A 23,769-nucleotide genomic window follows, 5' to 3' on the forward strand; every position below is an offset into this window, starting at 1 on the left:
AACGCCGATGCCCGTACCGCAACACATCTTCGAACCGCCGTTCAACATCATCCGCTCCAGCCACGTCGTGCTCGACGTGACTGACCTGAAGCTCAGCCGTGCGTTCTACGAAACCACCGTCGGGCTGCATGTCGAGGATGCCGACGACAAGGTCGTTTACCTGCGCGCAGCCGAGGAGCACCAGCATCACTCGCTGGTGTTGCGCAAGGCGGCGGTACCCGCCTGCGCCCGGCTCGGCTTCAAGGTCGGCAACGACAAAGACCTCGACAAGGCCGCCTCCTTCCTCTCGGAGAACGGTCTCTCCTACGCCTTCGTCGACCAGCCCTTCCAGGGCCGCACGCTGCAATTCACCGACCCCTTCGGCTTCCAGATCGAGCTCTACGCGTCGATGGACCGCCGCCCGCATCTGCTTCGCCGCTACGATCTCTACAGGGGATGCCATCCGCAGCGGCTCGATCATTTCAACGTCTTCGCCGCCGAGGTGCAGGATACCGTCGACTTCTATGCCCGGCTCGGCTTCCGTCTCACCGAATACGCCGAGGAGGACGGACCGAACGGGCGCATTGCGGCTGCCTGGATGCATCGCAAGGGCAATGTCCACGACTTCGCCATCACCAACGGCAAGGGCCCGCGCCTGCACCACTTCGCCTATTGGACGCCGACGGCGATGAACATCATCCATCTCTGCGACGTGATGGCCTCGCAAGGCTTCGTCAAGAACATCGAACGCGGACCGGGACGCCACGGCATCTCGAATGCGTTCTTCCTGTACGTGCGCGACCCCGACGGGCACCGTCTCGAACTTTACACCAGCGATTATTTCACCGGCGATCACGACCACGAGCCGCTGCGCTGGTCGCTGCGCGATCCGCGCCGCCAGACGCTGTGGGGCGCGCCGGCGCCGCGGTCCTGGTTCGAGCAGGGCTCGCCGTTCAGCGGGCAGGCCGTGCGTGAGCCGAAGTTCGTGGCCGACGTGCTGGTGGCGGATTAATGCCGATGACAGGCAAAGCCTCTCTCTTCGTCGTCCCTGCCTAGTGCGCAATTGCGCACGGGAGCAGGGACCCATAACCACAGGGAGGAGTTTGGCGAAGACCCGTTGTTCGGTACTCCTACCTCATCCAATCGATAGATTCCGCGGTATGGGTCCCGGCGTTCGCCGGGACGACAGGAAGTGAAGAGTCACCAATGAAGCTCCCTCGCCTCGCCACCTATTCCGTCAAGGGTGAAACCAAGTACGGCGCCGTCCTTGAGGGCGGCATCGTCGATCTCTCCGCACGCCACGCAAAAGACTATCCGACGCTGCGCGAAGTGATCGCCGCCGGAAAGCTCGTGAGCCTTGCCGAGGAGGCCGCCAGCCTGACGCCAGACCACGCGCTCGGCGACATCACCTGGCTGCCGCCGGTGCCCGCACCGGAAAAGATCATCTGCATCGGCGTCAACTATCCCGACCGCAATGCCGAGTACAAGGACGGCCAGGAGGCGCCGAAATATCCGAGCATGTTCATGCGCTCGCCTCGCTCCTTCGTCGGCCACGACACGCCTTTGGTGCGCCCGCGCGCGTCAGCGCAGCTCGACTACGAAGGCGAGATCGTGCTTGTCATCGGCAAGGCGGGCCGGCACATCGCGGAAAGCGCCGCGCTCGACCACATCGCAGCGCTCACGCTCTGCAACGAAGGCTCGGTGCGCGACTGGCTTCGCCACGCCAAGTTCAACGTCACGCAGGGCAAGAATTTTGATTCCAGCGGCAGCCTCGGCCCGTGGCTGGTGCCCTACACGCGGGAAGCGCAGATCGCCGACATCAGGCTCACCACGCATGTCAACGGCGAGCTCCGGCAGGACGACCGCACCAGCCGGCTGATGTTCCCGTTCCGCTATCTCATCAGCTATATCTCGACCTTCGCGACGCTGGTCCCCGGTGACATCATTGTGACGGGCACGCCGACCGGTGCCGGTGCGCGGTTCGATCCGCCGCGCTATCTGACGCCCGGCGATGTCATCGAGGTCGAAGCCGAAGGCATCGGCATGCTACGGAATGGCGTCGTCGACGAAGCCTGACAACAATCGAAGAAGCCTGACAACAATCGAAATGGAATAGTACAATGACCACCCTCACCGGCGGCGAAGCGATCGTAAGCGGCCTTGTCGCCCACGGCGTCGACACCGTGTTCGGCCTGCCCGGCGCGCAGGTCTACGGTCTGTTCGACGCCTTCCACCAGGCCCAGCTCAAGGTGATCGGCGCGCGGCACGAGCAAGCCTGCGGCTACATGGCGTTCGGCTATGCGCGCTCCAGCGGCAAGCCCGGTGTGTTCAGCGTGGTGCCCGGCCCCGGCGTGCTCAACGCGAGTGCGGCGCTGCTGACCGCCTACGGCTGCAACGAGCCGGTGCTGTGCGTCACCGGCCAGGTGCCGACGCAGTTTCTGGGCAAGGGCCGCGGCCATCTGCACGAGATGCCGGACCAGCTCGCCACCTTGCGCACCTATGTGAAATGGGCGGATCGGATTGAAACGCCCGGCAACGCGCCGACCACCGTGTCGCGCGCCTTCCAGGAAATGACGTCCGGGCGGCGCGGCCCTGCCTCGGTCGAGATGCCCTGGGACGTCTTCACCCAGCGCGCGGACACCTGTGCCGCAAAGGTGCTGGAGCCGCTGCCCGCGCCATTGCCCGACCCTGATCTGATCACGCAGGCGGCCGCGGTGATCAGGAGCAGCAAGGCGCCGATGATCTTCGTCGGCAGCGGCGCGATCGAGGCGCGCGACGAAATCCTCGAGCTCGCCGAGATGATCGATGCACCCGTCGTCGCCTTCCGCAGCGGGCGCGGCATCGTCTCCAACGCGCATGAGCTGGGGCTCACGATGGCGGCCGCCTACAAGCTGTGGCCGAAGACCGATCTCATGATCGGCATCGGCTCGCGGCTGGAGCTGCCGACCATGTCGCGCTGGCCGTATCGGCCCGACGGGTTGAAGAGCATCCGCATCGACATCGATCCCGTCGAGATGCGGCGCTTCATCTCCGACACCGCCATCGTCGCCGATGCCAAGACCGCGACCGCCGATCTGATCCAAGCGGTCAGCAAGGCCGGCTACGGCAAGACCGCCGGCCGCCGCGCCGCGATCCGCGAGGCCACCGCGGCCGCGCTGGCGGAGATCCAGAGCATCCAGCCGCAGATGGCGTATCTCAACATCCTGCGCGAGGTGCTGCCGGCGAACGCGATCGTCACCGATGAATTATCGCAGTTCGGCTTCGCCTCCTGGTACGGCTTTCCGATCTACGAGCCGCGCACCTTCATCACGTCAGGCTATCAGGGCACGCTCGGCTCGGGCTTCCCCACCGCGCTCGGGGCCAAGGTGGCCAATCCCGACAAGCCGGTGGTCGCGATCACCGGCGACGGCGGCTTCATGTTCGGCGTGCAGGAGCTTGCCACCGCCGTGCAGTTCAACATCGGCGTGGTGACGCTGGTGTTCAACAACAACGCCTATGGCAATGTCCGCCGCGACCAGCGCGAGCGCTTTAACGGCCGCGTGGTGGCGTCCGATCTGGTCAATCCGGATTTCGTCAAGCTCGCGGAGTCCTTTGGTGTGGCTGCTGCGCGCGTCACCGCGCCGGACCAGTTCAAGGCGGCGATGGAAAAGGCGCTGGCCCATGGCGGGCCATATCTGATTTCGATCGAGGTGACGCGGGATTCGGAAGTCAGCCCCTGGGCGTTTATTCATCCGCCGAAGCCGTAGTTGTTGTCATTCCGGGGCGCGCGTAGCGCGAGCTATGATGCGCGATTGCGCATCTGAGAATCCATAACCACGATCGGCAGTATGGATTCCGGGCCTGCGCCTTACGGCGCATCCCGGAATGACGAGAAGCGTCAGCGCGTCCGGCGGAAGGTCAAATTGATCCGCTTCCTTCCCAGCAGCGCGTGCTCGCCATCGGCGAGCGGCGCGACGCCGTGATAGGCGAGCCTGCTAGCTCCGCCCCAGACGACCACGTCGCCATGGACAAGCCGGAAGCGGCGTGGCTTGTCGCTGCGCGCCAGGCCGCCGAACAGGAAGGTCGCGGGCAGCCCAAGCGAGACCGAGACGATCGGCGCCGAATAGTCCAGCTCGTCCTTGTCCTGATGCAGCGACAGCCGCGTGCCGGGCTCGTAGCGATTGACGAGGCAGGCGTCGGGCGCAAAGCCGGTGAACCCGCCCTGCTCCGCCGCGCCTCGGGCCAGGTCGCGAAGCACCGTCGGCATCTGGGGCCATGGCGCGCCGGTTCGCGGATCGATGGGATCATAGCGATAGCCGGTGTGATCGGTGATCCAGCCGCGCTCGCCGCAATTGGTCATCGCCACCGACATCAGGTGGCCGCCGGGCGTGGTCATGCGGCGGAACGGCGACTGTGTCACGATCGCGCGCACGGCGGCGATCAACTCGCTCTCGATCGGCCTGACGAACCCGCGCAGCAAGACGGCACCGTCGGCGATCTCCTCGCGCGACGGCTGTGCCTCGGCGGCGGTGTCGAACAGATCACCCGTCAATCGCAACGCTCATTTGGCATCATGGAAGATCACACCCAGCGTGTGGCGCTGGCCGGACCTGATCCGGCTGACGCCATGGCGGAGATTAACGCGGTAAGTCCCGCGTGTCCCCTGCACCGGGCGGTGATGCACGGCGAAAGCGACCGCATCGCCCTGCATCAGCGGCACGACCTCGGCACGCGACTGCATGCGCGGGCGCTGCTCGGTCAGCACGAACTCACCGCCGGTGAAATCGCGTCCCGGCTCGGACAAGAGGATCGCGACCTGGAGCGGAAACACGTGCTCGCCATAGAGATCCTGGTGCAGGCAGTTGAAATCGCCGGTCTCGTACTGCAGCAGCAGCGGCGTCGGCCGCGCCTGGCCTGCCTCGTGGCAGCGCTTGAGGAACGCCGCATGCGCGGCTGGATAACGGATGTCGATCCCCATCGCCTCGTTCCAACGATTGGCAACGCCCTGAAGATGCGCATAGAGCGCCGGGCGGAGCTCCGCGATCAGATCGGGCAGCGGGTAGGAGAAATATTTGTACTCGCCACGGCCAAACCCGTGGCGGCCCATGACGATGCGGCTGCGGAAGCCCGCATCATCGGGATAGAGCGCGGCGATGGCGCGGCATAGGTCGGGCGCCAGCAGATTCTTCAGGACGGCGCTGCCCTGGGAGTCGAGCTCGGCCGTGATCTGCGGCCAGTCGAGGGTGTCGACATGGGCGGCGAGGTCGGCGGCCGACTTATGAGGCGATTGAGGCGATTTGCGTGCTGTTGCTGTCATAGCTACGACTTTCGCAAGATCGATCCGCCCGCCGCCACCCGATTCCCGATATCTCCCCGTCATTGCGAGGAGCCCTTGCGACGAAGCAATCCAGACTGCCTCCGCGGAACCAGCCTGGATTGCTTCGCTGCGCTCGCAATGACGGTGGGGAGGCGCCTCAGCCCCGCACCGGCAGCGTCGTCACGTCGTAGCCGTGCTTGATCGTGCGCTTCAGCACGGGGTCTTCCAGCTCGAAATCGAAGCGATCGGCGGGGCGGATGCCGCCCTTGGCAGCAAAGGTGCCGCCGAACATGGCGCAGCCGTCGGGGAACTTGCCACCCTCAAAGCCGCGCGCGATGAGGTCGGCGACCGGCAGCATCGCGTCCAGCGTGCCCTCCTGGTAGAGCACGCGCTCGCCCTTGATGGTGGCGTAGGAGCGCAGGATCATCCTGTCCCAATGACCGATGACGTCCTCGAGCTCCCAGAGCGTGGATGCGACCGGCTTGTCGCACATCTGCTTGGAGACCGTGACGTTGTAGGCCTCGACCTTGCGGTCGGTATGGTCGGAGCCGCAGCCGACGAAGATGCGGCCCTGCCAGCCGATCAGCACGAATTCGACCTCGCCGGAGGAATCGCCGCCACAGCATTCGATGCCGTCTTCCTGGGTCAGCCGGCGCGCCGAGGCGCGGTAGTAGATCGGCGTCGAGGCCGGCGGGGCGATGCCCATCTCTTGCAGCTCGGCGATGTGCTTGTCGCGCGCGACGGGATCGCGGCCGGTCCAGCCCGCAATGACCATCTGGTCGATCGCCAATGTCAGCGGCGTGGTGGTGTCCTGGGCGTCAACGGTGAAAGTCAGGTCAAACACGAATTACGGCCTCCATGCCGGCAGCAAGCTCGAAAATACGACGGTCAGATCCGCCCGCGCCCGCCAGCATCAGGCCGACAGGAACGTCACCCTCGCGATGCGCGGGCAGCGAGATGGCGCAGCCGTCGATCATGTTGATGAGGGTGCAATTGCGCAGCGCCCGCAGGTTTTCCCTGGTGAACGCCTTGTCATCGGCGAGATCGGAAATCTTCGGCGGCGTGTTGGCGGTGGTGGGCAGCACCAGCGCGTCATAGGGCGCGACGCGCGCATTGACGCGCACGATCAGCGAGCGGCGCTCGTTGAGGAGATCGATGTAATCGGCAGCGCTCTGCGCCTCGCCGCGCATGATGCGCACGGAGACCCTGGGGTCGTAGACGTCGCCCTTGGCCGTAATGAGGTAGCGATGCCAGGCATAGCTTTCGGACGCCGCAAAGCCGCCCTTGGCGTTCATCGGGCCGATGTCGTGAAATTCGGCCATCTCGATCCGCTCGATGATCGCACCGTGATCGGCGAGGCTCTTGAGCGCGCGCTCGAACGTCGAGGCCACGTCCGCATCGAGATCGTCGAGCGCAATCGTGGTCGGCACTGCGAGCCGCATGCCCTTTACCGGCCGCGGCTTCAGCGGGACGATCGGCTCGTTCGCGAGCACGGCATCGAGAATGGCACAGCAGCTGACCGACCGCGCCAGCGGCCCGATGCTGTCGAGCGAGAAGGACAGCGGCACGGAGCCGTCCAGCGGCACGCGGCGCTGCGTCGGCTTGTAGCCGACGATGCCGTTGAAGGCGGCCGGAATCCGGCAGGAGCCGCCGGTGTCGGTGCCGAGCGCGCCATGCGCCATGCCGTCGAGCACGGACACCGCGGCGCCCGAGGACGAGCCGCCGGGCACGTGTCCCTCGGCTCGGTTCCAGGCGCCCTTCGGCGTGCCGTAATGCGGATTGATGCCGATGCCGGAATAGGCGAACTCAGTCATGTTGGTCCGCCCGATCACGACGAAGCCGGCCTTGCGCAGCCGCGCCACCGTCGCGGCGTCCTGATCGGCCGGCGCAGAATCGTCGAGCGCGCGGGAGCCGGCGCGCGTGACCTGGCCCTTGATGTCGAAGAGATCCTTGATCGAGACCGGGATACCGGCATAGCGCGACGGCGCCGCCTTGACCTTGCGCAAGCCGTCCATCGCATCCGCGGTTGCGAGCGCGGCGTCCTTGTCGACGTGGATGAATGTGCGTTGGCCCTCGCCGGCCGGGTCGGCGATCCTGGCGAGGCATGCCTCGACCAGCTTGCGGGAGGTCGTGCGGCCGCTTTCGAGGTCGTCGGCGAGTTTCGCCAGTGTCGGAAAATCGGGCATGTCTGTCTCACGGAATATTGCGCGCGCAATCTATAGCGCCGCCTCGGTTCGACACAAGCATTGTGCGCATGATGGCATGCATGCGCATTGCTGGACCGTTGACGCGCGATGGTCGATTGTCGCATCAAGATCGAAATAGCCAGGCGTGAAGCCCAGGCCTTATCAAGAATTGCCTTTGGGAGGGTTTTCCGACATGGCCGAACCGCAGCGCGCGCGCCCGAAACCGACGCCGGAGACCCAGCATTTCTGGGACGGCACGAAAGCGGGCGAATTGCGTTTGCAGCGCTGCGACGCCTGCGCGCATGTCTATTTCCCGCCGCGTCCGTTCTGCCCATCCTGCGCCTCGCGCAAGGTCAGCATCTTCAAGGCGAGTGGCAAGGGCTTCCTCTACAGTTACGTGATCAATCATCGTCCCGCCGCTCCCGGCTTCACGCCGCCTTATGCGATCGCGGTGGTCGAGCTCGCCGAAGGACCGCGGATGATGAGCAACATCATCGATTGTCCGCAGACGCCGGAGGCGCTCGAGCTCGACATGAAGCTCGAAGTCGCCTTCCAGGCGCTCGACGACAAGATCACCCTCCCCGTGTTCCGTCCGGCGAAGGGATAGGCCATGCGCAGCAACCAGGTTGCCGTCGTCGGCGCGGCCGAGACCTCCGAACTCGGTGTCATCCCCAATATGTCGCAGCTCCAGCTCCACGCGGATGCGGCGCTCAACGCCATCGCGGATGCCGGGCTGAAACTCTCCGACATCGACGGCTTTGCCACCGCGGTCGAAACGCCGCAGCAGGTCTGCCATTACCTCGGCATTAGGCCTACCTGGGTGGACGGCACCTCGGTCGGCGGCTGCTCGTTCATGCTGCACGTTCGCCATGCGGCGGCGGCGATCGAGGCCGGTCTCTGCAAGACCGTGCTGATCACGCATGCCGAGAGCGGCAAGTCGATGATCGGAAAGGCGCCGCGCTCGACGCCGCCGGACAGCCTCAACGGCCAATTCGAGGCGCCGTTCGGCGTCTACGGCCCGCCCAGCATGTTCCCGATCCCCGTGCTGCGCTTCATGAAGACCTACGGCATCACCCATGAGCAGCTTGCTTCGGTCGCGGTGGTGCAGCGGGAATGGGCGGCGAAGAATCCGCGCGCGATGATGAAGGACCCGATCACGGTCGCCGACGTCCTCAACTCGCGCATGATCGCTTATCCGTTCCGCCTGCTTCAGTGCTGCCTCGTCACCGACGGCGGCGGCGCGCTGATCCTGACCTCGGCCGACCGCGCCAAGGATTTTCCGAGGAAGCCCGTCTACATCATGGGCACCGGCGAGAGCGTGGAAACGCCGATGGTCAGCCAGATGGAGACTTTCAACTCCTCGCGCGCGTTCAAGACCGCCGGCCCGCTGGCGTTCAGGGAAGCCGGCATCGCGCACCGGGATGTCGACCATCTCATGATCTACGATGCGTTTGCGCATCTGCCGCTGTTCGGCCTTGGCGACCTCGGCTTCATGCCGCATGAGGAGACAGGCCAATTCATCGCCGACGGCAACACGCGGCCCGGCGGCAAGCTGCCGCTCAACACCAATGGCGGCGGCCTGTCCTACATGCATTCGGGCATGTACGGCATGTACGCGCTCCAGGAGAGCGTGCGCCAGATGCGCGGCATCGCGCCGGCGCAGGTGCCGAACGCGAAGATTTCGGTGTGTCACGGCGTCGGCGGCATGTTCGCGGCAAGTGGCACGATCGTGTTTACGAACGAGAGGTAACGACTGTCATTCCGGGGCGTCGCGTCAGCGACGAGCCCGGAATCCATAACCACGATCGGGAGTATGGATTCCGGGCCTGCGCCTTGCGGCGCATCCCGGAATGACGGCGGAAATTGGAACGGCTAGCGGAGAACTCACATGACAAAATCACTGCAAGACAAGGTCATCATCGTCACCGGCGCGGGCCGCGGCATCGGGCGCGAGATCGCGCTGCTCTGCGCGGCGGAGGGCGCCAAGGTCGTCGTCAACGACCCCGGTGTTGCCGCCGACGGCGCCGGTTCCAGCGCTTCGCCTGCCGAGGAGGTGGTCGACGAGATCAAGAAGCGCGGCGGCATCGCGGTGCCCAATTTCGAGTCGGTGGCGGAAGCTGTCCCCGCCAGCAAGATCGTGAAGACCGCGACCGATCATTTCGGCAAGCTCGACGGCGTCGTCAACAATGCCGGCATCCTGCGCGACATGATCTTCCACAAGATGAGCGTGGAAGCGTTCGAGGCCGTCATCAAGGTTCACCTGATGGGCTCGTTCTACGTCAGCCACGCTGCGGCGCGGATCTTTCGCGAGCAGGAGAGCGGCTCATTCGTGCACTTCACCTCGACCTCCGGCCTGATCGGCAATTTTGGCCAAGCCAACTACGCCGCGGCCAAGCTCGGCATCATCGGGCTGTCGAAGTCGATCGCGCTCGACATGGGCCGCTTCAACGTCCGCTCCAACTGCGTCTCGCCGTTTGCCTGGACCCGCATGATCGGCACCATTCCGACCGAGACCGAAGCTGAGAAGGCGCGCGTCGAGAAGATCAAGCAGATGGGACCGGAGAAGATCGCGCCGATCTGCGCCTATCTGCTCTCCGATGCCGCCAAGGACGTCTCCGGGCAGATCTTCGGCGCACGCATGAACGAGCTGTTCCTGTTCAGCCAGAACCGCCCGCTGCGCTCGGTTCATCGCAGCGAGGGCTGGACGCCGCAAACGATCGCGGAACACGGCATGCCGGCACTGAAGGGCTCGTTCTACAAGCTCGACCGTTCGGCCGACATCTTCCCCTGGGATCCCGTCTAGCCGTTTTCCCAGCAATTGTTGCATTGCGATCTCCGGTTGTCCGACCGGAGATCGCCCGCATTACGCCCGATTGCGGGCGAATGGTTTCCTTCCAACAAAAAAACGGGAGGCGACTATGACAAAATCACTGACCAATTCTACCGGTACTGATGAGCCGTGCCTTGGACGCCGCACCCTCTTGAAGGGCGCGGCAGCGGCGGTAGCCGCGACCGGCGTTACGATGAACGCAACCCTGGCAGCCTCTGTCGCGCCATTGGGCCAGACCGGCACTCCGACGATATCGACGGCCCCGTTGCCCTTGGGACCGCTTCCCGGCAGCCGCTACCCGGACTCCCGTCTGGAATCCGCGAAGAAGGGGCCGCCAACGTTCGGGCCTGCCGACTTCCCGGCCTTCGCCGGCACCATGGCGGTTGAGCGTGTTGCAACCGGCTTCCGATGGGCCGAAGGTCCCGTGTATTTTGCAGCCGGACGATATCTGCTGTTCAGCGACATCCCCAACAATCGCATCATGCGCTTCTCGGAGGATGACGGTCATACCAGCGTCTACCGTCAACCCTCGATGAACTCGAACGGCAACACGATCGATCGCGAAGGACGCCTGATCACGTGCGAGCATAGTGGGCGGCGTGTGACGCGCACCGAACTCGACGGCTCGATCACCATCATTGCCGACAAATTCAATGGCAAGCGACTGAACTCGCCGAACGATGCGGTCGTCACCGCCGATGGCGCGATCTGGTTCACCGATCCGGCCTACGGCATCGGTGGCTTCTATGAGGGCATCAAGGCCGACCCCGAGCAGGAGAAGAAGAACGTCTACCGCGTCGACCCGAAAACCGGCGACGTCAAGGTCGTCATCGACGATTTTGTGGAACCCAACGGGATCACCATCTCGCCCGACGAGAAGAAGCTCTACATCTGCGAGACCGGATTCACGGACGGACCGGACAACCCATCGCATATCCGCGTGTTCGACCTCGACGTGGCGGCGGGGAAGGTGTCGAACAGCAAGGTCTTCGCCGAGATGCCAAAGCCAAGCATCACCGACGGCGTCCGCTGTGACACCGAAGGACGGGTCTGGTGTTCGGTGGGCTGGGGCGATCCGAACGAAGACGGCGTGCGCTGTTATACGCCATCGGGCGGTCTGCTCGGCAAGATTCATATTCCGGAAACAGTAGCGAATCTGAGCTTCGGCGGTCAGCAGCGAAACAGGCTGTATATCTGTGGCTCGACATCGCTCTATGCTGTGTACACCAGTGTGCAGGGCGCACTAAAGCCGTGAACATCAACAAATAGCGAATGGTGAGTAGCGAATAGTCGGCAGCGGCACGCCCTTCTGTTCGCTACTCGCCCCATTAACCCGTATTCCTCAACCCTGCCGAGATGCCGTTGATGGTGAGCTGAATCCCGCGCAACACCTGCTCGTCCGGGTTCTGCGCGCGGTGCTCCTTGAGTAGCTCGACCTGCACGTGGTTGAGCGGATCGAGATAGGGGAAGCGGTGGCGCACCGAGCGCTCCAGCAGCGGGTTGCCCTGGAGGAGCCGGTCCTGGCCCATGATGTCGAGCAGCGTCTCGATGCAGGAATGCCATTCGCGGCGGATGCGGCCGAAGATCTTTTCGCGCAAGGCTTCGTCCGGCACGAGCTCGGCATAGCGCGAGGCGATCGCGATCGAGCTTTTGGCCAGCACCATGTCCATGTTCGACAGCAGCATGCGGAAGAACGGCCATTCCCTGTAGAGCTCTTTCAGGAACGGCATGCCCTTGTCGGGATGCTCCGCGATCCACTGCTCGACCGCGCTGCCAAAACCGTACCAGCCGGGCAGCATCAGGCGGCACTGCGCCCAGGAGAACACCCAGGGAATGGCGCGCAGATCTTCGATCGCGCGGGTCTTCTTGCGCGAGGCCGGACGGCTGCCGATGTTCAGCGTCGCGATCTCGTTGATGACGGTGGAGGCCCAGAAATAATCGACGAAACCGTCGGTCTCGTAGACGAGGCCGCGATAGGCCTTGAAAGCCAAATTTGAAAGCTCGTCCATCGCGGTGAGATATTCGCGGCGCGGCGCGCTCTGGCGCGGATGCAGCAGGCTCGCCTCCAGCGTTGCGGCGGCGAGGATCTCCAGATTGTTGCGGCCGACTTCGGCGTTGGAATATTTCGACGAGATGATCTCGCCCTGCTCGGTGATGCGGATCTGCCCGTTCACCGCGCCGCCGGGCTGGGCGATGATGGCGTCATAGCTCGGACCGCCACCGCGGCCGACCGAGCCGCCGCGGCCGTGGAACAGGCGCAAGCGCACGCTGTGACGCTCGAACACGTCGACGAGGCCGATCTCGGCCTTGTAGAGTTCCCAGCCCGAGGTGACGAAGCCGCCATCCTTGTTCGAGTCGGAATAACCGAGCATGACCTCCTGTACGCTGCCGCGGCTGTCGACGAGGCGGCGGTAATCGTGCAGCGACAGCATGCGATCCATGATGCCGCTGGAGGCCTGCAAATCCTCGATGGTCTCGAACAGCGGCACGATGTTGATGGCGCTGCGCCCGGAGGGATGGACGAGGCCGACCTCCTTGAGCAGCACGGCCACTTCGAGCATGTCGGACATGCCCTTGCACATCGAGATGATGCATTGGGGAATGGCGTCCGAGCCAAACTTCGCATGCGCCTCCGCGGCGGAATGGAAGACGTTGAGCTCACCCATGGTCTCGTCGCTGTATTTGACGAATGGCGAGACCAGCGAGCGTGTGCTGCGCAATTCATTGGTGAGCAGCGAGATGCGCGCGTCCTCGCCCAGCGCGAGATAGGACATGCCGGGGTTCGCGGCATCCATCAGCTCGGCGATGGTACGTTCGTGCACGGCCGAATTCTGGCGGATGTCGAGCCGCGCCAGATGGAAGCCGAAGCAATCCACCGCGCGCCGCAGCAGTCGCAGCCGGCCGCGGGCGATGACGCGGGCATTGTTGGAGATCAGCGAACGGTGCAGCACGTCGAGATCGGCCTGCAGCTCCCTGACGGTCTCGTAAGGCCTGCCCTTGCCGACCGGCCGGCGCGTGATCTCGACCTCGAGCTTTTCGGCCGTCGCCGTCAGGCGCGCATAGATGCCGGAGACCGCGAGACGATAAGGCTCGCCGCTCCGGTGCGGCGAGGTGTCGGGCGAGCGTTCCGCCAGCGTCCGCAGCTCCTCGGAGACGTCGGCGAGGTGCGCTGCGATCGACAGCTCCGAGCCGAGCACATGCAGCTCGTTGAGATAGAATTGCATCACCCGGCTCGACTGCAGCCGCAGCGTCCCGCGCATGACGTCGGCGGTGACGAAGGGATTGCCGTCGCGGTCGCCGCCGATCCAGCTGCCCATGCGCAGGAACGAGGCGAGCTCGCTTGCAGCCGCCTCGCCGCTCTCCTCCAGCCGGTCTTCGAGCACGTTGACCAGCCGCGGTACCTCGCGCAGGAAGGTGTAGTCGTAGAAGGACAGGCCATTGGCGACCTCGTCGAGCACGGTGAGCTTGGTCCGGCGCAAGAGATTGGTCTGCCACAGCGTCAGCACCTCGCGGCGGAGCTGTTCGTCGCTGGCGGCGGCCTCGTCTTCAGTCAGCGCCACACGCTCGCGGCGGTCCAGCAATGCCGCGACCTCCATCTCGCGATCCATGGTGCTCTTGCGACGGACCTCGGTCGGGTGCGCGGTCAGGACCGGGCTGACCAGCGCGGTCTTGAAGAAATTACGCAGCACATCGGAGCTGATCCCGGCGTCCCTGGCATGGGCCAGCGTCTCCGCCAGTACGCCGGAACCGGTGCTCTGGGCGGCACTGCGGGCGCGCATCTGGCGAATGTTGTTCTGGTCCTCGGCGATGTTGGCGAGGTGGGAGAAATAGCTGAAGGCGCGGACAATCCGCACCGTCTCGGAGGTCGACATGCTGTCGAGGATCTGCTCGAGCTCGCGGCGGGCAAGCCGGTCCTCGTCGCGGTGGAACCGGATCGAGGTCTGGCGGATGCGCTCGACCAAGTCGAACAATTCCGCGCCCTCCTGGTCGCGCACCGTGTCGCCCAGGATGCGCCCGAGCAGGCGGATGTCGTCACGCAGCCGCACATCTGCCTCCAGCGCCTGGGCGTCCTCAGGGCGATTAGGGCGATGGTCAGTGGTGTCGGGTGGCACGGTCTGGAGGGACATGGCTCGCTTCCTTGTTCGAGCTCGCTTCGCTGCCCGGCTCAGCCGAGTGTGCAAGTTTTTTGCCGCAGCGCAAGATGAAGTTGGGGGCGGCGCACACTGAAAGGGGCGATCACTCCTTGCGGCTAGGCCGGCACGATCACCTTGCCGATCGGCCAGAGCGCGATCCCCGCAAGCTTCAGATGGGCCCAGGCAAAGGGAATGCCGATGATGGTGACGGCGAAGATCACGGCTGTCAGCACGTGGCCGAGTGCCAGCCACCAGCCGGCCAGCACGAACCAGATAATGTTCCCGATCACCCCGAGCGGGCCGGTGCCGATATCGCCCATACCGGTGACCTCGTCGCGGTTGACCGCGCGCGAGCCGAACGGCAGCAGGGCGTAGACCGCGATGTTGAACGCCGCCCGCGCCCAGGGAAGGCCGATGATGGTAATGGCCATGATGACAGAAGCCACCAGCCAGCCGAATGCCATCCAGGCACCGCCGATGAGAATCCAGATCACGTTGAGCAGAATGGAAACGGGGGCCATTAGATTTAGGAACCTTGGGATGATCCGGGGTCAATGAGCCCTCTTATAGCACGACCTCCGCGGTCATAGTCCATGACGCCGGCTGCGTTCGGCACGCAGCGATGTGCCGACAAATCCGACATCCTCGATCCCGCGCGAAATTTCCCTTGCGCAGAGCCACAGCGTCACCGCGGCGGCACCGATCGCGGCCAGCCCCGAGATCAGAACAGGATTGGGACAGAATATGACGAGAAGATTATCGAGTGGAACGGACCCGGTTGGCCAGCGCGGACTGCAAGAAGATGCCAGAGCCAAACCGCACAGCAGGATGGTGACAGCATTCGCTCCAGCCAGGGCGACCACGACGATCGCAAGACCCTTCTTCATGGAGAGGACGAGATCAACCACCTTCACGACCGCACAGCATGCGATCACGACAACGATGGCCAGGCCCCATCCGGAAATCCCGGCGGCGATGGCCTGACCGCTCCAAGCCCACGCAGCAGCAACACAGGCCAACAGAGTGAGATTGACCTTCACGGCTTCGGGAAATTTGCAACGAAGCGCGTAAGGATTCGCCTTCTCGATGAGGTCCAGCAATGCGCAGGCGATCAATCCGGCCGCAAAGCCGCCGAGATGGACGCCCCAGTCGATCCGCGAATTGCCGAGCGCAAACGCGATGTTCAATCCGATGTTGATGGCGAAGAAGTCGAACCTGACGTCGAGCTTGCCGAGGATCCACAGGCAGAGCAGCGCACCCAAAATGCCCGACGTGGCGCCGGACGCGCCGACGGTCAAATAGGGCGTGGAATGGATGCCATTGCCGATGACGGCGCCGAACACCATCGCGCAGAGATAGATGATGAGGAAATAGGCCGGTCCCACTCGCCGCTCGAGATGTCCGCCCCACAGCACGAGGCACAACATGTTCATGGTGAGGTGGACGAAGTTGACATGCAGGAAGCCATAGGCGAGCAGGCGCCAGTACTCATGCCGCGCGATTGCGCCCGAATACATGCCGCCATAGCGATACAACAACTCTGCCGGCGCCGCCGGACTACCTGCCTGGATGAAGCAGAATCCCGACGCCAGGACGGTCACCGTCATCAGCGCGTAAAGGGCCGCATGAGGAACTTCGAAGAAGCTGGCGCGGTATGAGGGCATCGGCGATCGCAAGCGGTTGGCGTGGGAACGTCAACCTAGCCGAGCCGATTACTGATTGCTACTCCAGCGTGCGCGATCAGGCGGCGCCTACCGCCCCTCGAACTTCGGCTCACGCTTCTCCATGAACGCCTTCATGCCCTCGGCCATGTCCTGTGTCTTGAACAGCGGCAGAAGCTGGAGGTAGACGTGGTGAACGTGATCGGAGAAGTTCTCGTTGAGGCCCATCCGCATCATGCGCTTGGAGGCCTGCACCGCGAGCGGCGCGTTGGCGGCGATTTCACGGGCAATCGCAGTGGCGCGGTTCATCAGCTCGGCATCCGGAACGACCTCGTTGGCGAGGCCCCATTCCAGGCACTCGCGCGCGCTCAGCGTGCGGCCCGTAAAAATCAGCTCGGACGCCTTGGCCCAGCCGAGCATCCGCGGCAGCAGCCACGTGCCGCCGGATTCCGGCACGACGCCGCGCTTGACGAAGGCCGCCGCAAGCTTCGAGGACTCCGCCATGATGCGGATATCGCAGCCGAGCGCGGTGTCCATGCCGTAACCGGCGGCGCCGCCGTTGACGGCGCAGATGGTCGGCTTGTCCATCGCCTGAAGCACGGTCGGCGGCGTGTTGCGCAGATTGATCGTGGTCGGCGAAGACGCGGCACTGAGGCCATTGCCGTCGCGCTCCCGACGCAAATCGAGGCCGGCGCAGAATGCCCGCCCCTTGCCGGTGAGGATCACGACCCGGACGTTGCGGTCCTCATTGGCCTCGGTCAGCAGCCGCGCCAGATCGTTCAGCATCGGGCCGGAGATCGTGTTCATGCGCTCCGGCGCATTCAGCGTGATCACCGCGATGTGGTCGGCGACCTCATAGAGGACTTCGTTTGCGGCGTCGGTCATGATCATTCGTTCCTGTGTTCGTAGCCCGGATGGAGCGAAGCGAAATCCGGGGTCTTTCTGACGCGAGCACCGCCCCGGATTGCGCTTCGCTCCATCCGGGCTACAAGGCTTTCAAATCTTCCGCCCCGCCTGCTCCCAATAGGGATCGCGCAGGCGGCGTTTGAAGATCTTTCCGGAGTCTTCGCGCGGCAGGCTCGTGCGAATCTCGATGTGCTTGGGCACCTTGTAGTCGGCGAGCGAGCCCTTGAGCCGGGTGCGGATATCGCCGGCATCGAGCGTGACACCCGGTTGCGGCTCGACCACCGCCATCAGCGCCTCGCCGAACTCGGCATCGGGGATGCCGAACACGGCGCAATCATGCACGCCGGGCACGGCATGCAGCACGGATTCGATCTCGGCCGGATAGATGTTGACGCCGCCTGAGATCACCATGTCGCGCTTGCGGTCGCAGATGAAGACGTAGCCGTCCTCGTCGATATAGCCGACATCGCCGGAGGTGATGAAACCGTCACGGTCGATCTCGGCGCGCTTCTCCGGCTTGTTGTGGTAGGTGAAGTCAGCCATTTCGGCCATGCGGGAATAGATCTCGCCGATTTCGCCCACGGGGAGCACGCTGCCGTCATCGCCGATGAAGCGCAGTTCGGCGCCGGGGGAAATCTTGCCGACGGTGCCGGGCTTTTTGAGCGCATCCTCAGAGGTCGCGAAGGTGACGGCGCTGGATTCAGTCGAGCCGTAGAATTCGTAGATCACCGGCCCCCACCATTCGATCATGGCGCGCTTGACGTCGGCCGGACATGGCGCGGCGGCATGGATGATGTGGCGCAGCGACGAGACATCGTATTTCTTGCGCACCGCCTCAGGCAGCTTCATCAGGCGGATGAACATGGTCGGCACCATGAAGATGGTGTCGATCTTGTACCGTTCGATCAGCTCAAGAAATTCTTCCGCCTCGAACCGCGGCATCAGCACCAGCGCGCCGCCGAGCTTGCCGGCGCGGATGCCGAACGAATTTGGCGCGGAGTGATAGAGCGGACCCGGCAGGATCGCGCGGGCGCCGGGCTTGAGCCCATAGATCATCGCACGCATGCGCTCGCCGGCCGCCGCCTGTTCCGGCGTCGGCGCATTGCGCCGCACGCCCTTTGGATGGCCGGTCGTGCCTGACGTGTAGATCATGTTCATGGGCTGCGGCACGACCGGGCCGTCATAGGGCTGGTGTTGCGCAAGCCAGGATTCGAAATCGATCGCGAAGTCCGGCGTCTTCAGGTGATCGGGGTCGATCTTGTAGTTGGACAGGATCTCCAGCGGGGTCGGCACGCTGAGCACGGTGACGCCTTTCGGGATGGCATCGCGCAGGGCGTGCAGCATGTCGGCATGCCCGATCAGCACGGACGTGCCGGTATCGCCAAGGATGTAGTTGATCTCCTCCGGCTTGAAGTGCCAGTTGATCGGCACGCCATAGGCCCCGAGCCGCATCGCAGCGTAGGCGGCTTCGAGGAAGGCGATGTCGTTGCGCATCAGCATGCAGACGCAATCGCCCTGCTTGACGCCGATTTTGGCGAGGCCGCTCGCGATGCGATCCGCGCGGTTGGCGACTTCGGCGTGGGTACGGCGGCGCTCGCCGGAGACGATGCCGAGGAATGGGGACGTTTCGCTCATTTGTTGCTTTTCCGATCTTTCGTCGGTTCAAAATTGTAGCCACACCCGCGATCGTCATTCCGGGATGCGCCGAAGGCGCAAGCTACGATGCGCAATTGCGCATCTGAGAATCCATACTCCCGATCGTGGTTATGGATTCCGGGCTCGATGCTACGCATCGCCCCGGAATGACGGGGAGTTACTAATCCACATACCTCGCCGCACGCTTCTCCAGATTGGAGCGCACCGCTTCGGTCTGGTTCGCACGACCGATCAGCTTCTGCTGCTCGATGGACTCGGCGAGCAGCGCCGGGCCGGGATCGACCGAGAGATTGTTGAGCAGGCGCTTTGCGGCGCGGATCGCATCGGGGCTCTTGCCGGCGATCTCGCGCGCGACTTCGAGAGCCGTGGCGCGAGGGTCGTCGCAGATGCGCGTCGCGAGGCCGTAGTTCATCGCCTCCTGTGCGGAGAAGATGCGGCCGGTGTAGGTGAGATCGCGCAGGATGTCGTCGCGCACGAGCGAGGCCAGGATCGGCGTGCCCGCCATGTCGGGCACGAGGCCCCATTTGATCTCCATCACCGACATCCGCGCATCCGGTGAGAGAAAGCGCATGTCGGCACCGAGCGAGAGCTGGAACCCACCGCCGAAAGCGACGCCGTGCACGGCCGCGATCACGGGAACCGGAAGCTGGCGCCAGCCCCACACCGCCTGTTGCGGAAAGTTCGCCTGGCCGTGCGTACGCGCCGTGAGGTCGCGATTTTCGCCACCCGGAATTCCGTTGCCGCCCTTCTCCTTCATGGCGGCAAAACGCCCCATGTCGAGACCGGCGCAGAAGGCGCGGCCTTCGCCCGAGAGCACGACGACACGCACGCCCTTTTCCTTCGAAAGCCGGTCGGTTGCGGCAACAAGGGCCTCGAACATCGCCTGATCGAGCGCATTCATCTTGTCCGCGCGCACTAGGCGCACGTCGGCGACGCCTTCCGAGATCGAGATCGAGACGCGCTCTTCCATGGATGAATTCTCCCCTGTTCTTGTTCAGTGCCGCTTTACAGGAAGCCGGCGGCCGGATTTAGTCAATCGACCAATTAACTGACAATGCCTGCGGAGGAAACAGCCATGTTCAAGGAAAATCTTCTGGCCGGCCGGAACATCCTTGTCACCGGTGGCGGCACCGGGCTCGGCAAGTCGATGGCGGCGCGCTTCCTCCAGCTTGGAGCAGAGGTGCACATCTGCGGCCGGCGCAAGATCGTGTGCGACGAGACCGCGACCGAGCTGATGGCTGAGTATGGTGGCCGCGTCACCAGCCACGGCGTCGACATCCGCAACGCGCTCGCGGTCGAAGAGATGATCGAGACCATCTTTCGTGACGCTCCCCTCACCGATCTCATCAACAACGCGGCCGGCAATTTCATCTCGCGCAGCGAAGAGCTCTCGCCCCGCGGCTTCGATGCCGTCGCCAACATCGTGATGCACGGCACGTTCTATGTGACCCATGCGGTCGGCAAGCGCTGGATCGCCTTGAAGCAGCCCGGCAATGTCGTTTCCATCACCACGACCTGGGTGCGCAACGGCTCGCCTTACGTGGTGCCGTCCGCGATGAGCAAGTCAGCGATCCACGCCATGACGATGTCGCTCGCGACCGAATGGGGCCGCTACGGCATCCGCCTCAACACCATCGCGCCGGGCGAGATCCCGACCGAGGGCATGAGCAAGCGCATCAAGCCCGGCGACGAAGCCGGCGCGCGCACCAAGGCCATGAACCCGATGGGCCGCGTCGGCACCATGGAGGAATTGCAGAACCTCGCGGTGTTCCTGATCTCCGGCGGCTGCGACTGGATCAGCGGCGAGACCATCGCCATGGACGGCGCGCAGGCGCTGGCGATGGGCGGCAATTTCTACCAGCTCCGCGACTGGAGCGACGACGACTGGAAAACCGCGCGCGAGAGCATCATGGCGCAGAACGAGAAGGACCGGGCCAAGCGGGGGTAGCTCGCTCTCTCCCGTATTGTCTTTGCCCGCGGATGACGCCACACTCCGCGACACAAAAACAAGATGCCACGGGAGAGACATGTCCACCACACAGCCATTGGCGAATCTCGCCGACATGGTGCGCGAGCGCGCGACCAGCCGCGGCAATGCCACCGCCTACGAGTTCGAGGGCCGCGTCACCAGCTTTGCCGAGTTCGACGTCAAGACCAACAAGGTCGCCAACGCATTGATCGCGATGGGCGTCAGACGCGGCGACCGCATCGCCTATCTCGGCAAGAACAGTGATCTCTATTTCGAGCTGCTGATGGGCGCGATGAAGGCCGGCGTGGTGATGGCGCCGGTGAACTGGCGCCTCGCCGGGCCCGAGGTCGCCTTCATTGTCGCCGATTGCAAGGCGCCGGTTCTGTTTGTGGGGCCAGAGTTCGTCACCCAGGTCCGCCAGATCAAGGACCAGTTGCCCAGCGTGCGCACTGTCATCACCACCGAAGGCGGCGCGCCGGAATGGCAGGATTTTACAGCCTGGCGCGATGCGCAAAGCGGCGACGACCCGAAGGTGCCGATCGACACGAAGGACATCGCGATCCAGCTCTACACGTCGGGCACGACAGGCAAGCCGAAAGGCGCGATGCTGTCGCATGCGAACTTCCTCAACCTCGTGCAAACCGGCAATGCCGAGGACAAGCCGGAATGGAATCGGTGGTCCACCGACGACGTGTCGCTGGTGGCGATGCCGATTTTCCACATCGGCGGCTCCGGCTGGGGCGTGATGGGACTCTATCACGGCGCCCGCGGCGTGATCGCGCGCGAGTTCGATCCAACCAAGGTTCTGGATTTCTTCGAGCAGTCGGGCATCACAAAGCTGTTCATGGTGCCGGCGGCGATGCAGTTCGTGGTGCGGCAGCCGCGCGCGAGGACGGTCGATTTCTCGCGGCTGAAATACATGCTGTATGGCGCCTCGCCGATTCCGGCGGCGCTGCTGAAGGAATGCATCGAGATCTTCAAATGCGGCTTCGTGCAGATGTACGGCATGACCGAGACGACAGGCACCATCGTCGCGCTGCCGCCGGAGGACCACGTCGAGGGCCTCGAGCGGATGCGCTCGGCCGGCAAGGCGCTGCCGGGCGTCGAGATCGCGATCCTGGATGCGGACGGCAAGCCGCTGCCGCCGCGCGAGGTCGGCGAGATCGCGACGCGCTCAGGCTCCAACATGGCCGGCTATTGGAACCTGCCGGAGGCGACTGCGGCGACCCTGCGCGGCGATGGCTGGCTGCGCACGGGCGACGCCGGCTACATGGACGAGGACGGATACCTCTACATCCACGACCGCATCAAGGACATGATCATCTCCGGCGGCGAGAACATCTACCCCGCCGAGGTCGAGAGCGCGCTGTGCGATCATCCCGATGTCGCGGAAGCCGCCGTGATCGGCGTGCCCGACGACAAATGGGGCGAGGCCGTGAAGGCCGTCGTGGTGATGAAGCCCGGCAAGCAGGCGACCGCCACCGACATCATCAACTTCACCCGCGAACGCATTGCCGGGTTCAAGACGCCGAAGAGCGTGGAGTTTTTGCCGGCCCTGCCGAGGAACCCGTCAGGCAAGATTTTGCGGCGGCAGCTGCGCGAGCCTTATTGGGCGGGGAAGGATAGAAGGGTGAACTGACCGCTTGGTGCGGTACCGTAGGGTGGGCAAAGGCGCGAAGCGCCGTGCCCACCAATCTTCGTTTGCAACAAGAACGGTGGGCACGCTCCGCTTTGCCCACCCTACGGCAGCGATGCTTCGCAGCAACCGCTCAATGCTTCCCCGGCCCCATATACCCGAACAAGAACCCCGCCACCTTGCGCATCTGGATCTCCTCACTCCCCTCCGTGATGCGATAGCGGCGGTGGTGGCGGTAGATGTGCTCGAACGGCTTGTGGCGTGAATAGCCCATGCCGCCGTGGACTTGCATGGCGCGGTCGGCGGATTCGCAGCAGAGGCGGTTTGCCCAGTAGTTGCACATGGAGACGCGGTCGGAGAGCGTGCGCTCGATCTGCTCCTCGGTGAGCTTGTCCATCTCCCACGCCGTCTTGCGGATCAAAAGGCGCAGCATCTCGGCTTGCGTGGCGAGCTCGACGAGTGGGAACTGGATCGCCTGATTCTCGGCCAGCGCCCTGCCAAACGGCTTTCGCTCGCGCGCGTATTTCACACTCTCGTTGATGCAGTAGACGGCAGCACCGAGCGAGCTTGCCGCCTGGCGGATGCGGTTCTGGTGCACGAAGCACTGCGCCAGCGACAGGCCGCGGCCGACTTCGCCGAACAACGCATCCTCCGGCACGAACACGTCCGTAAAGCTGACGCGGGGATGGTCGGTTGGCATGTTGAAGGTCCACATGTATTCCTCGACCTTCACGCCATGGCTCTTGGCCGGAACCAGGAAGCAGGTGATGCCGCGGGCATCTCCGTCATTGCCCGAGGTGCGCGCGAACAGCGCGCAATGCGTGGCGACGTGCATGCCGGTCGTCCACATCTTCTCGCCGTTGATGATCCAGCCCTTGACGTTGTCGCGGGTCGCGGGCACCGCGCGCGTCTCCATGTGGGTGGCGTCCGAGCCGTGATGCGGCTCCGTCAATCCAAAGGTGATGCGGTACTTGCCCTTGATCGAGCCGTCGATCATCGCCTTCTGGTCGTCGCGGCCATAGCGATCGAGCATGGTGACAACAGGGAAATTGCCGACGATGGAGTGCTCGTTCTGGAGATCGTTGTGCAGGCCGAGACCCTTGGCGGCAAAGTGCTCGCGGATCACGGCCATCCAGAGGTTGGAGCCGTCCTTGCCGCCATATTGCTTCGGCACCGGAAAGCGCAGATGGCCGGCGGCGTCCGCCAGATCCTTGGCCTTGCGCAGCAGCGCTTCCCATTCATGGCGCGGCAGGCCGCCATTGTCGAAATCGGTGCGCGCCCATTCGCGGCGATGGTCGAAGAAGCGGATGTTGTCGTCGGCTTGTTCGAGCGGCTTGATCTCGCGTTCGATGAAGCGATCGAGCTCTCCGAGATAGGCGACGAGATCGGCAGGCAATGAGAAATCCACGGCTCTCTCCCGGATTGATTTTGTTGTTTTGCGTTAAGGCGCTACCGCGCTTTTTGCTTCGCACGATTAAGGTGAGAAGTGCGCGCGCAAGTCAAGCAAGGCAAGGCGT

General features: G+C 64.2%; 20 protein-coding genes. 9 read left to right on the top strand and 11 right to left on the bottom strand.

Going from position 1 to position 23,769, the window contains the following annotated elements; translation table 11 throughout:
- The first annotated feature begins 7 nt into the window (after positions 1 to 7).
- The 3 genes from hpaD to AB7Z56_RS32070 all read left to right on the top strand — a co-directional run bounded on the left by hpaD (position 8) and on the right by AB7Z56_RS32070 (position 3,725).
- A complete protein-coding gene (gene hpaD / locus AB7Z56_RS32060; RefSeq protein ID WP_063984667.1) occupies positions 8 to 991 on the top strand; it encodes a 3,4-dihydroxyphenylacetate 2,3-dioxygenase in 984 nt (327 codons plus the stop codon).
- A gap of 194 nt (positions 992 to 1,185) precedes the next feature.
- The gene (locus tag AB7Z56_RS32065) at positions 1,186 to 2,055 is read left to right on the top strand and encodes a fumarylacetoacetate hydrolase family protein (RefSeq protein WP_063984668.1); all 870 of its coding nucleotides are present in this window, start codon (positions 1,186 to 1,188) and stop codon (positions 2,053 to 2,055) included.
- Between the two features lie 44 nt (positions 2,056 to 2,099).
- On the top strand, positions 2,100 to 3,725 hold the full coding sequence (locus AB7Z56_RS32070) for a thiamine pyrophosphate-dependent enzyme (RefSeq protein WP_063984669.1): 1,626 nt from the start codon (positions 2,100 to 2,102) through the stop codon (positions 3,723 to 3,725).
- Between the two features lie 131 nt (positions 3,726 to 3,856).
- On the opposite strand, the gene alkB is transcribed toward AB7Z56_RS32070, so the two are convergent.
- From alkB to AB7Z56_RS32090, 4 genes are all read right to left on the bottom strand, one after another.
- Positions 3,857 to 4,510, bottom strand: a complete 654-nt coding sequence (gene alkB / locus AB7Z56_RS32075; RefSeq protein WP_063984670.1) for a DNA oxidative demethylase AlkB — start codon at positions 4,508 to 4,510, stop codon at positions 3,857 to 3,859.
- 9 nt (positions 4,511 to 4,519) lie between these two features.
- On the bottom strand, positions 4,520 to 5,275 hold the full coding sequence (locus AB7Z56_RS32080) for a 2OG-Fe(II) oxygenase (RefSeq protein ID WP_063984671.1): 756 nt from the start codon (positions 5,273 to 5,275) through the stop codon (positions 4,520 to 4,522).
- Positions 5,276 to 5,432: 157 nt separating this feature from the next.
- Positions 5,433 to 6,119, bottom strand: coding sequence for a DUF2848 domain-containing protein (locus AB7Z56_RS32085; RefSeq protein ID WP_063984672.1), 687 nt, complete (start codon positions 6,117 to 6,119; stop codon positions 5,433 to 5,435).
- Positions 6,112 to 7,461 (bottom strand): amidase, encoded by a 1,350-nt coding sequence (locus tag AB7Z56_RS32090; RefSeq protein ID WP_063984673.1) that lies wholly within the window; start codon positions 7,459 to 7,461, stop codon positions 6,112 to 6,114. The genes AB7Z56_RS32085 and AB7Z56_RS32090 overlap by 8 nt, the downstream gene beginning before the upstream one ends.
- 193 nt (positions 7,462 to 7,654) lie before the next feature.
- Between AB7Z56_RS32090 and AB7Z56_RS32095 the strand changes: the two genes are divergently transcribed.
- The 4 genes from AB7Z56_RS32095 (at position 7,655) to AB7Z56_RS32110 (ending at position 11,546) form a co-directional block, all read left to right on the top strand.
- Positions 7,655 to 8,068, top strand: coding sequence for a Zn-ribbon domain-containing OB-fold protein (locus AB7Z56_RS32095; RefSeq protein WP_038957112.1), 414 nt, complete (start codon positions 7,655 to 7,657; stop codon positions 8,066 to 8,068).
- A gap of 3 nt (positions 8,069 to 8,071) precedes the next feature.
- The gene (locus AB7Z56_RS32100; protein WP_063984674.1) at positions 8,072 to 9,211 is read left to right on the top strand and encodes a thiolase C-terminal domain-containing protein; all 1,140 of its coding nucleotides are present in this window, start codon (positions 8,072 to 8,074) and stop codon (positions 9,209 to 9,211) included.
- A gap of 138 nt (positions 9,212 to 9,349) precedes the next feature.
- Entirely contained in the window at positions 9,350 to 10,264 is a 915-nt protein-coding gene (locus AB7Z56_RS32105; RefSeq protein ID WP_014496864.1) for an SDR family oxidoreductase, read from the top strand.
- Between the two features lie 115 nt (positions 10,265 to 10,379).
- Entirely contained in the window at positions 10,380 to 11,546 is a 1,167-nt protein-coding gene (locus tag AB7Z56_RS32110) for an SMP-30/gluconolactonase/LRE family protein (protein WP_063984675.1), read from the top strand.
- A 73-nt stretch (positions 11,547 to 11,619) separates the two neighbouring features.
- Here the strand turns inward: AB7Z56_RS32110 and ppc are convergent, their stop codons facing one another.
- From ppc to AB7Z56_RS32140, 6 genes are all read right to left on the bottom strand, one after another.
- Entirely contained in the window at positions 11,620 to 14,418 is a 2,799-nt protein-coding gene (gene ppc / locus AB7Z56_RS32115) for a phosphoenolpyruvate carboxylase (RefSeq protein ID WP_063984676.1), read from the bottom strand.
- A gap of 122 nt (positions 14,419 to 14,540) precedes the next feature.
- Positions 14,541 to 14,945, bottom strand: a complete 405-nt coding sequence (locus AB7Z56_RS32120) for a YccF domain-containing protein (protein ID WP_071915736.1) — start codon at positions 14,943 to 14,945, stop codon at positions 14,541 to 14,543.
- Between the two features lie 63 nt (positions 14,946 to 15,008).
- The gene (locus tag AB7Z56_RS32125) at positions 15,009 to 16,088 is read right to left on the bottom strand and encodes a rhomboid family intramembrane serine protease (protein ID WP_063984678.1); all 1,080 of its coding nucleotides are present in this window, start codon (positions 16,086 to 16,088) and stop codon (positions 15,009 to 15,011) included.
- 87 nt (positions 16,089 to 16,175) lie between these two features.
- A complete protein-coding gene (locus AB7Z56_RS32130; RefSeq protein WP_063986557.1) occupies positions 16,176 to 16,970 on the bottom strand; it encodes an enoyl-CoA hydratase/isomerase family protein in 795 nt (264 codons plus the stop codon).
- A gap of 111 nt (positions 16,971 to 17,081) precedes the next feature.
- The gene (locus tag AB7Z56_RS32135) at positions 17,082 to 18,626 is read right to left on the bottom strand and encodes an acyl-CoA synthetase (RefSeq protein ID WP_231144416.1); all 1,545 of its coding nucleotides are present in this window, start codon (positions 18,624 to 18,626) and stop codon (positions 17,082 to 17,084) included.
- 181 nt (positions 18,627 to 18,807) lie between these two features.
- Positions 18,808 to 19,617, bottom strand: coding sequence for a crotonase/enoyl-CoA hydratase family protein (locus tag AB7Z56_RS32140; protein WP_063984680.1), 810 nt, complete (start codon positions 19,615 to 19,617; stop codon positions 18,808 to 18,810).
- A gap of 105 nt (positions 19,618 to 19,722) precedes the next feature.
- On the opposite strand from AB7Z56_RS32140, the gene AB7Z56_RS32145 reads away from it, so the two are divergent.
- Together AB7Z56_RS32145 and AB7Z56_RS32150 are read left to right on the top strand one after the other, a co-directional pair.
- On the top strand, positions 19,723 to 20,595 hold the full coding sequence (locus AB7Z56_RS32145; RefSeq protein WP_063986558.1) for an SDR family oxidoreductase: 873 nt from the start codon (positions 19,723 to 19,725) through the stop codon (positions 20,593 to 20,595).
- 79 nt (positions 20,596 to 20,674) lie between these two features.
- Positions 20,675 to 22,255, top strand: a complete 1,581-nt coding sequence (locus AB7Z56_RS32150; RefSeq protein ID WP_063984681.1) for a fatty acid--CoA ligase — start codon at positions 20,675 to 20,677, stop codon at positions 22,253 to 22,255.
- A gap of 130 nt (positions 22,256 to 22,385) precedes the next feature.
- On the opposite strand, the gene AB7Z56_RS32155 is transcribed toward AB7Z56_RS32150, so the two are convergent.
- Positions 22,386 to 23,660, bottom strand: coding sequence for an acyl-CoA dehydrogenase family protein (locus tag AB7Z56_RS32155; protein ID WP_063984682.1), 1,275 nt, complete (start codon positions 23,658 to 23,660; stop codon positions 22,386 to 22,388).
- Positions 23,661 to 23,769: the final 109 nt, after the last annotated feature.

Source organism: Bradyrhizobium sp. 482_C4_N1_8 (assembly GCF_052075965.1).
In the GTDB taxonomy this organism is placed as follows: domain Bacteria; phylum Pseudomonadota; class Alphaproteobacteria; order Rhizobiales; family Xanthobacteraceae; genus Bradyrhizobium; species Bradyrhizobium barranii.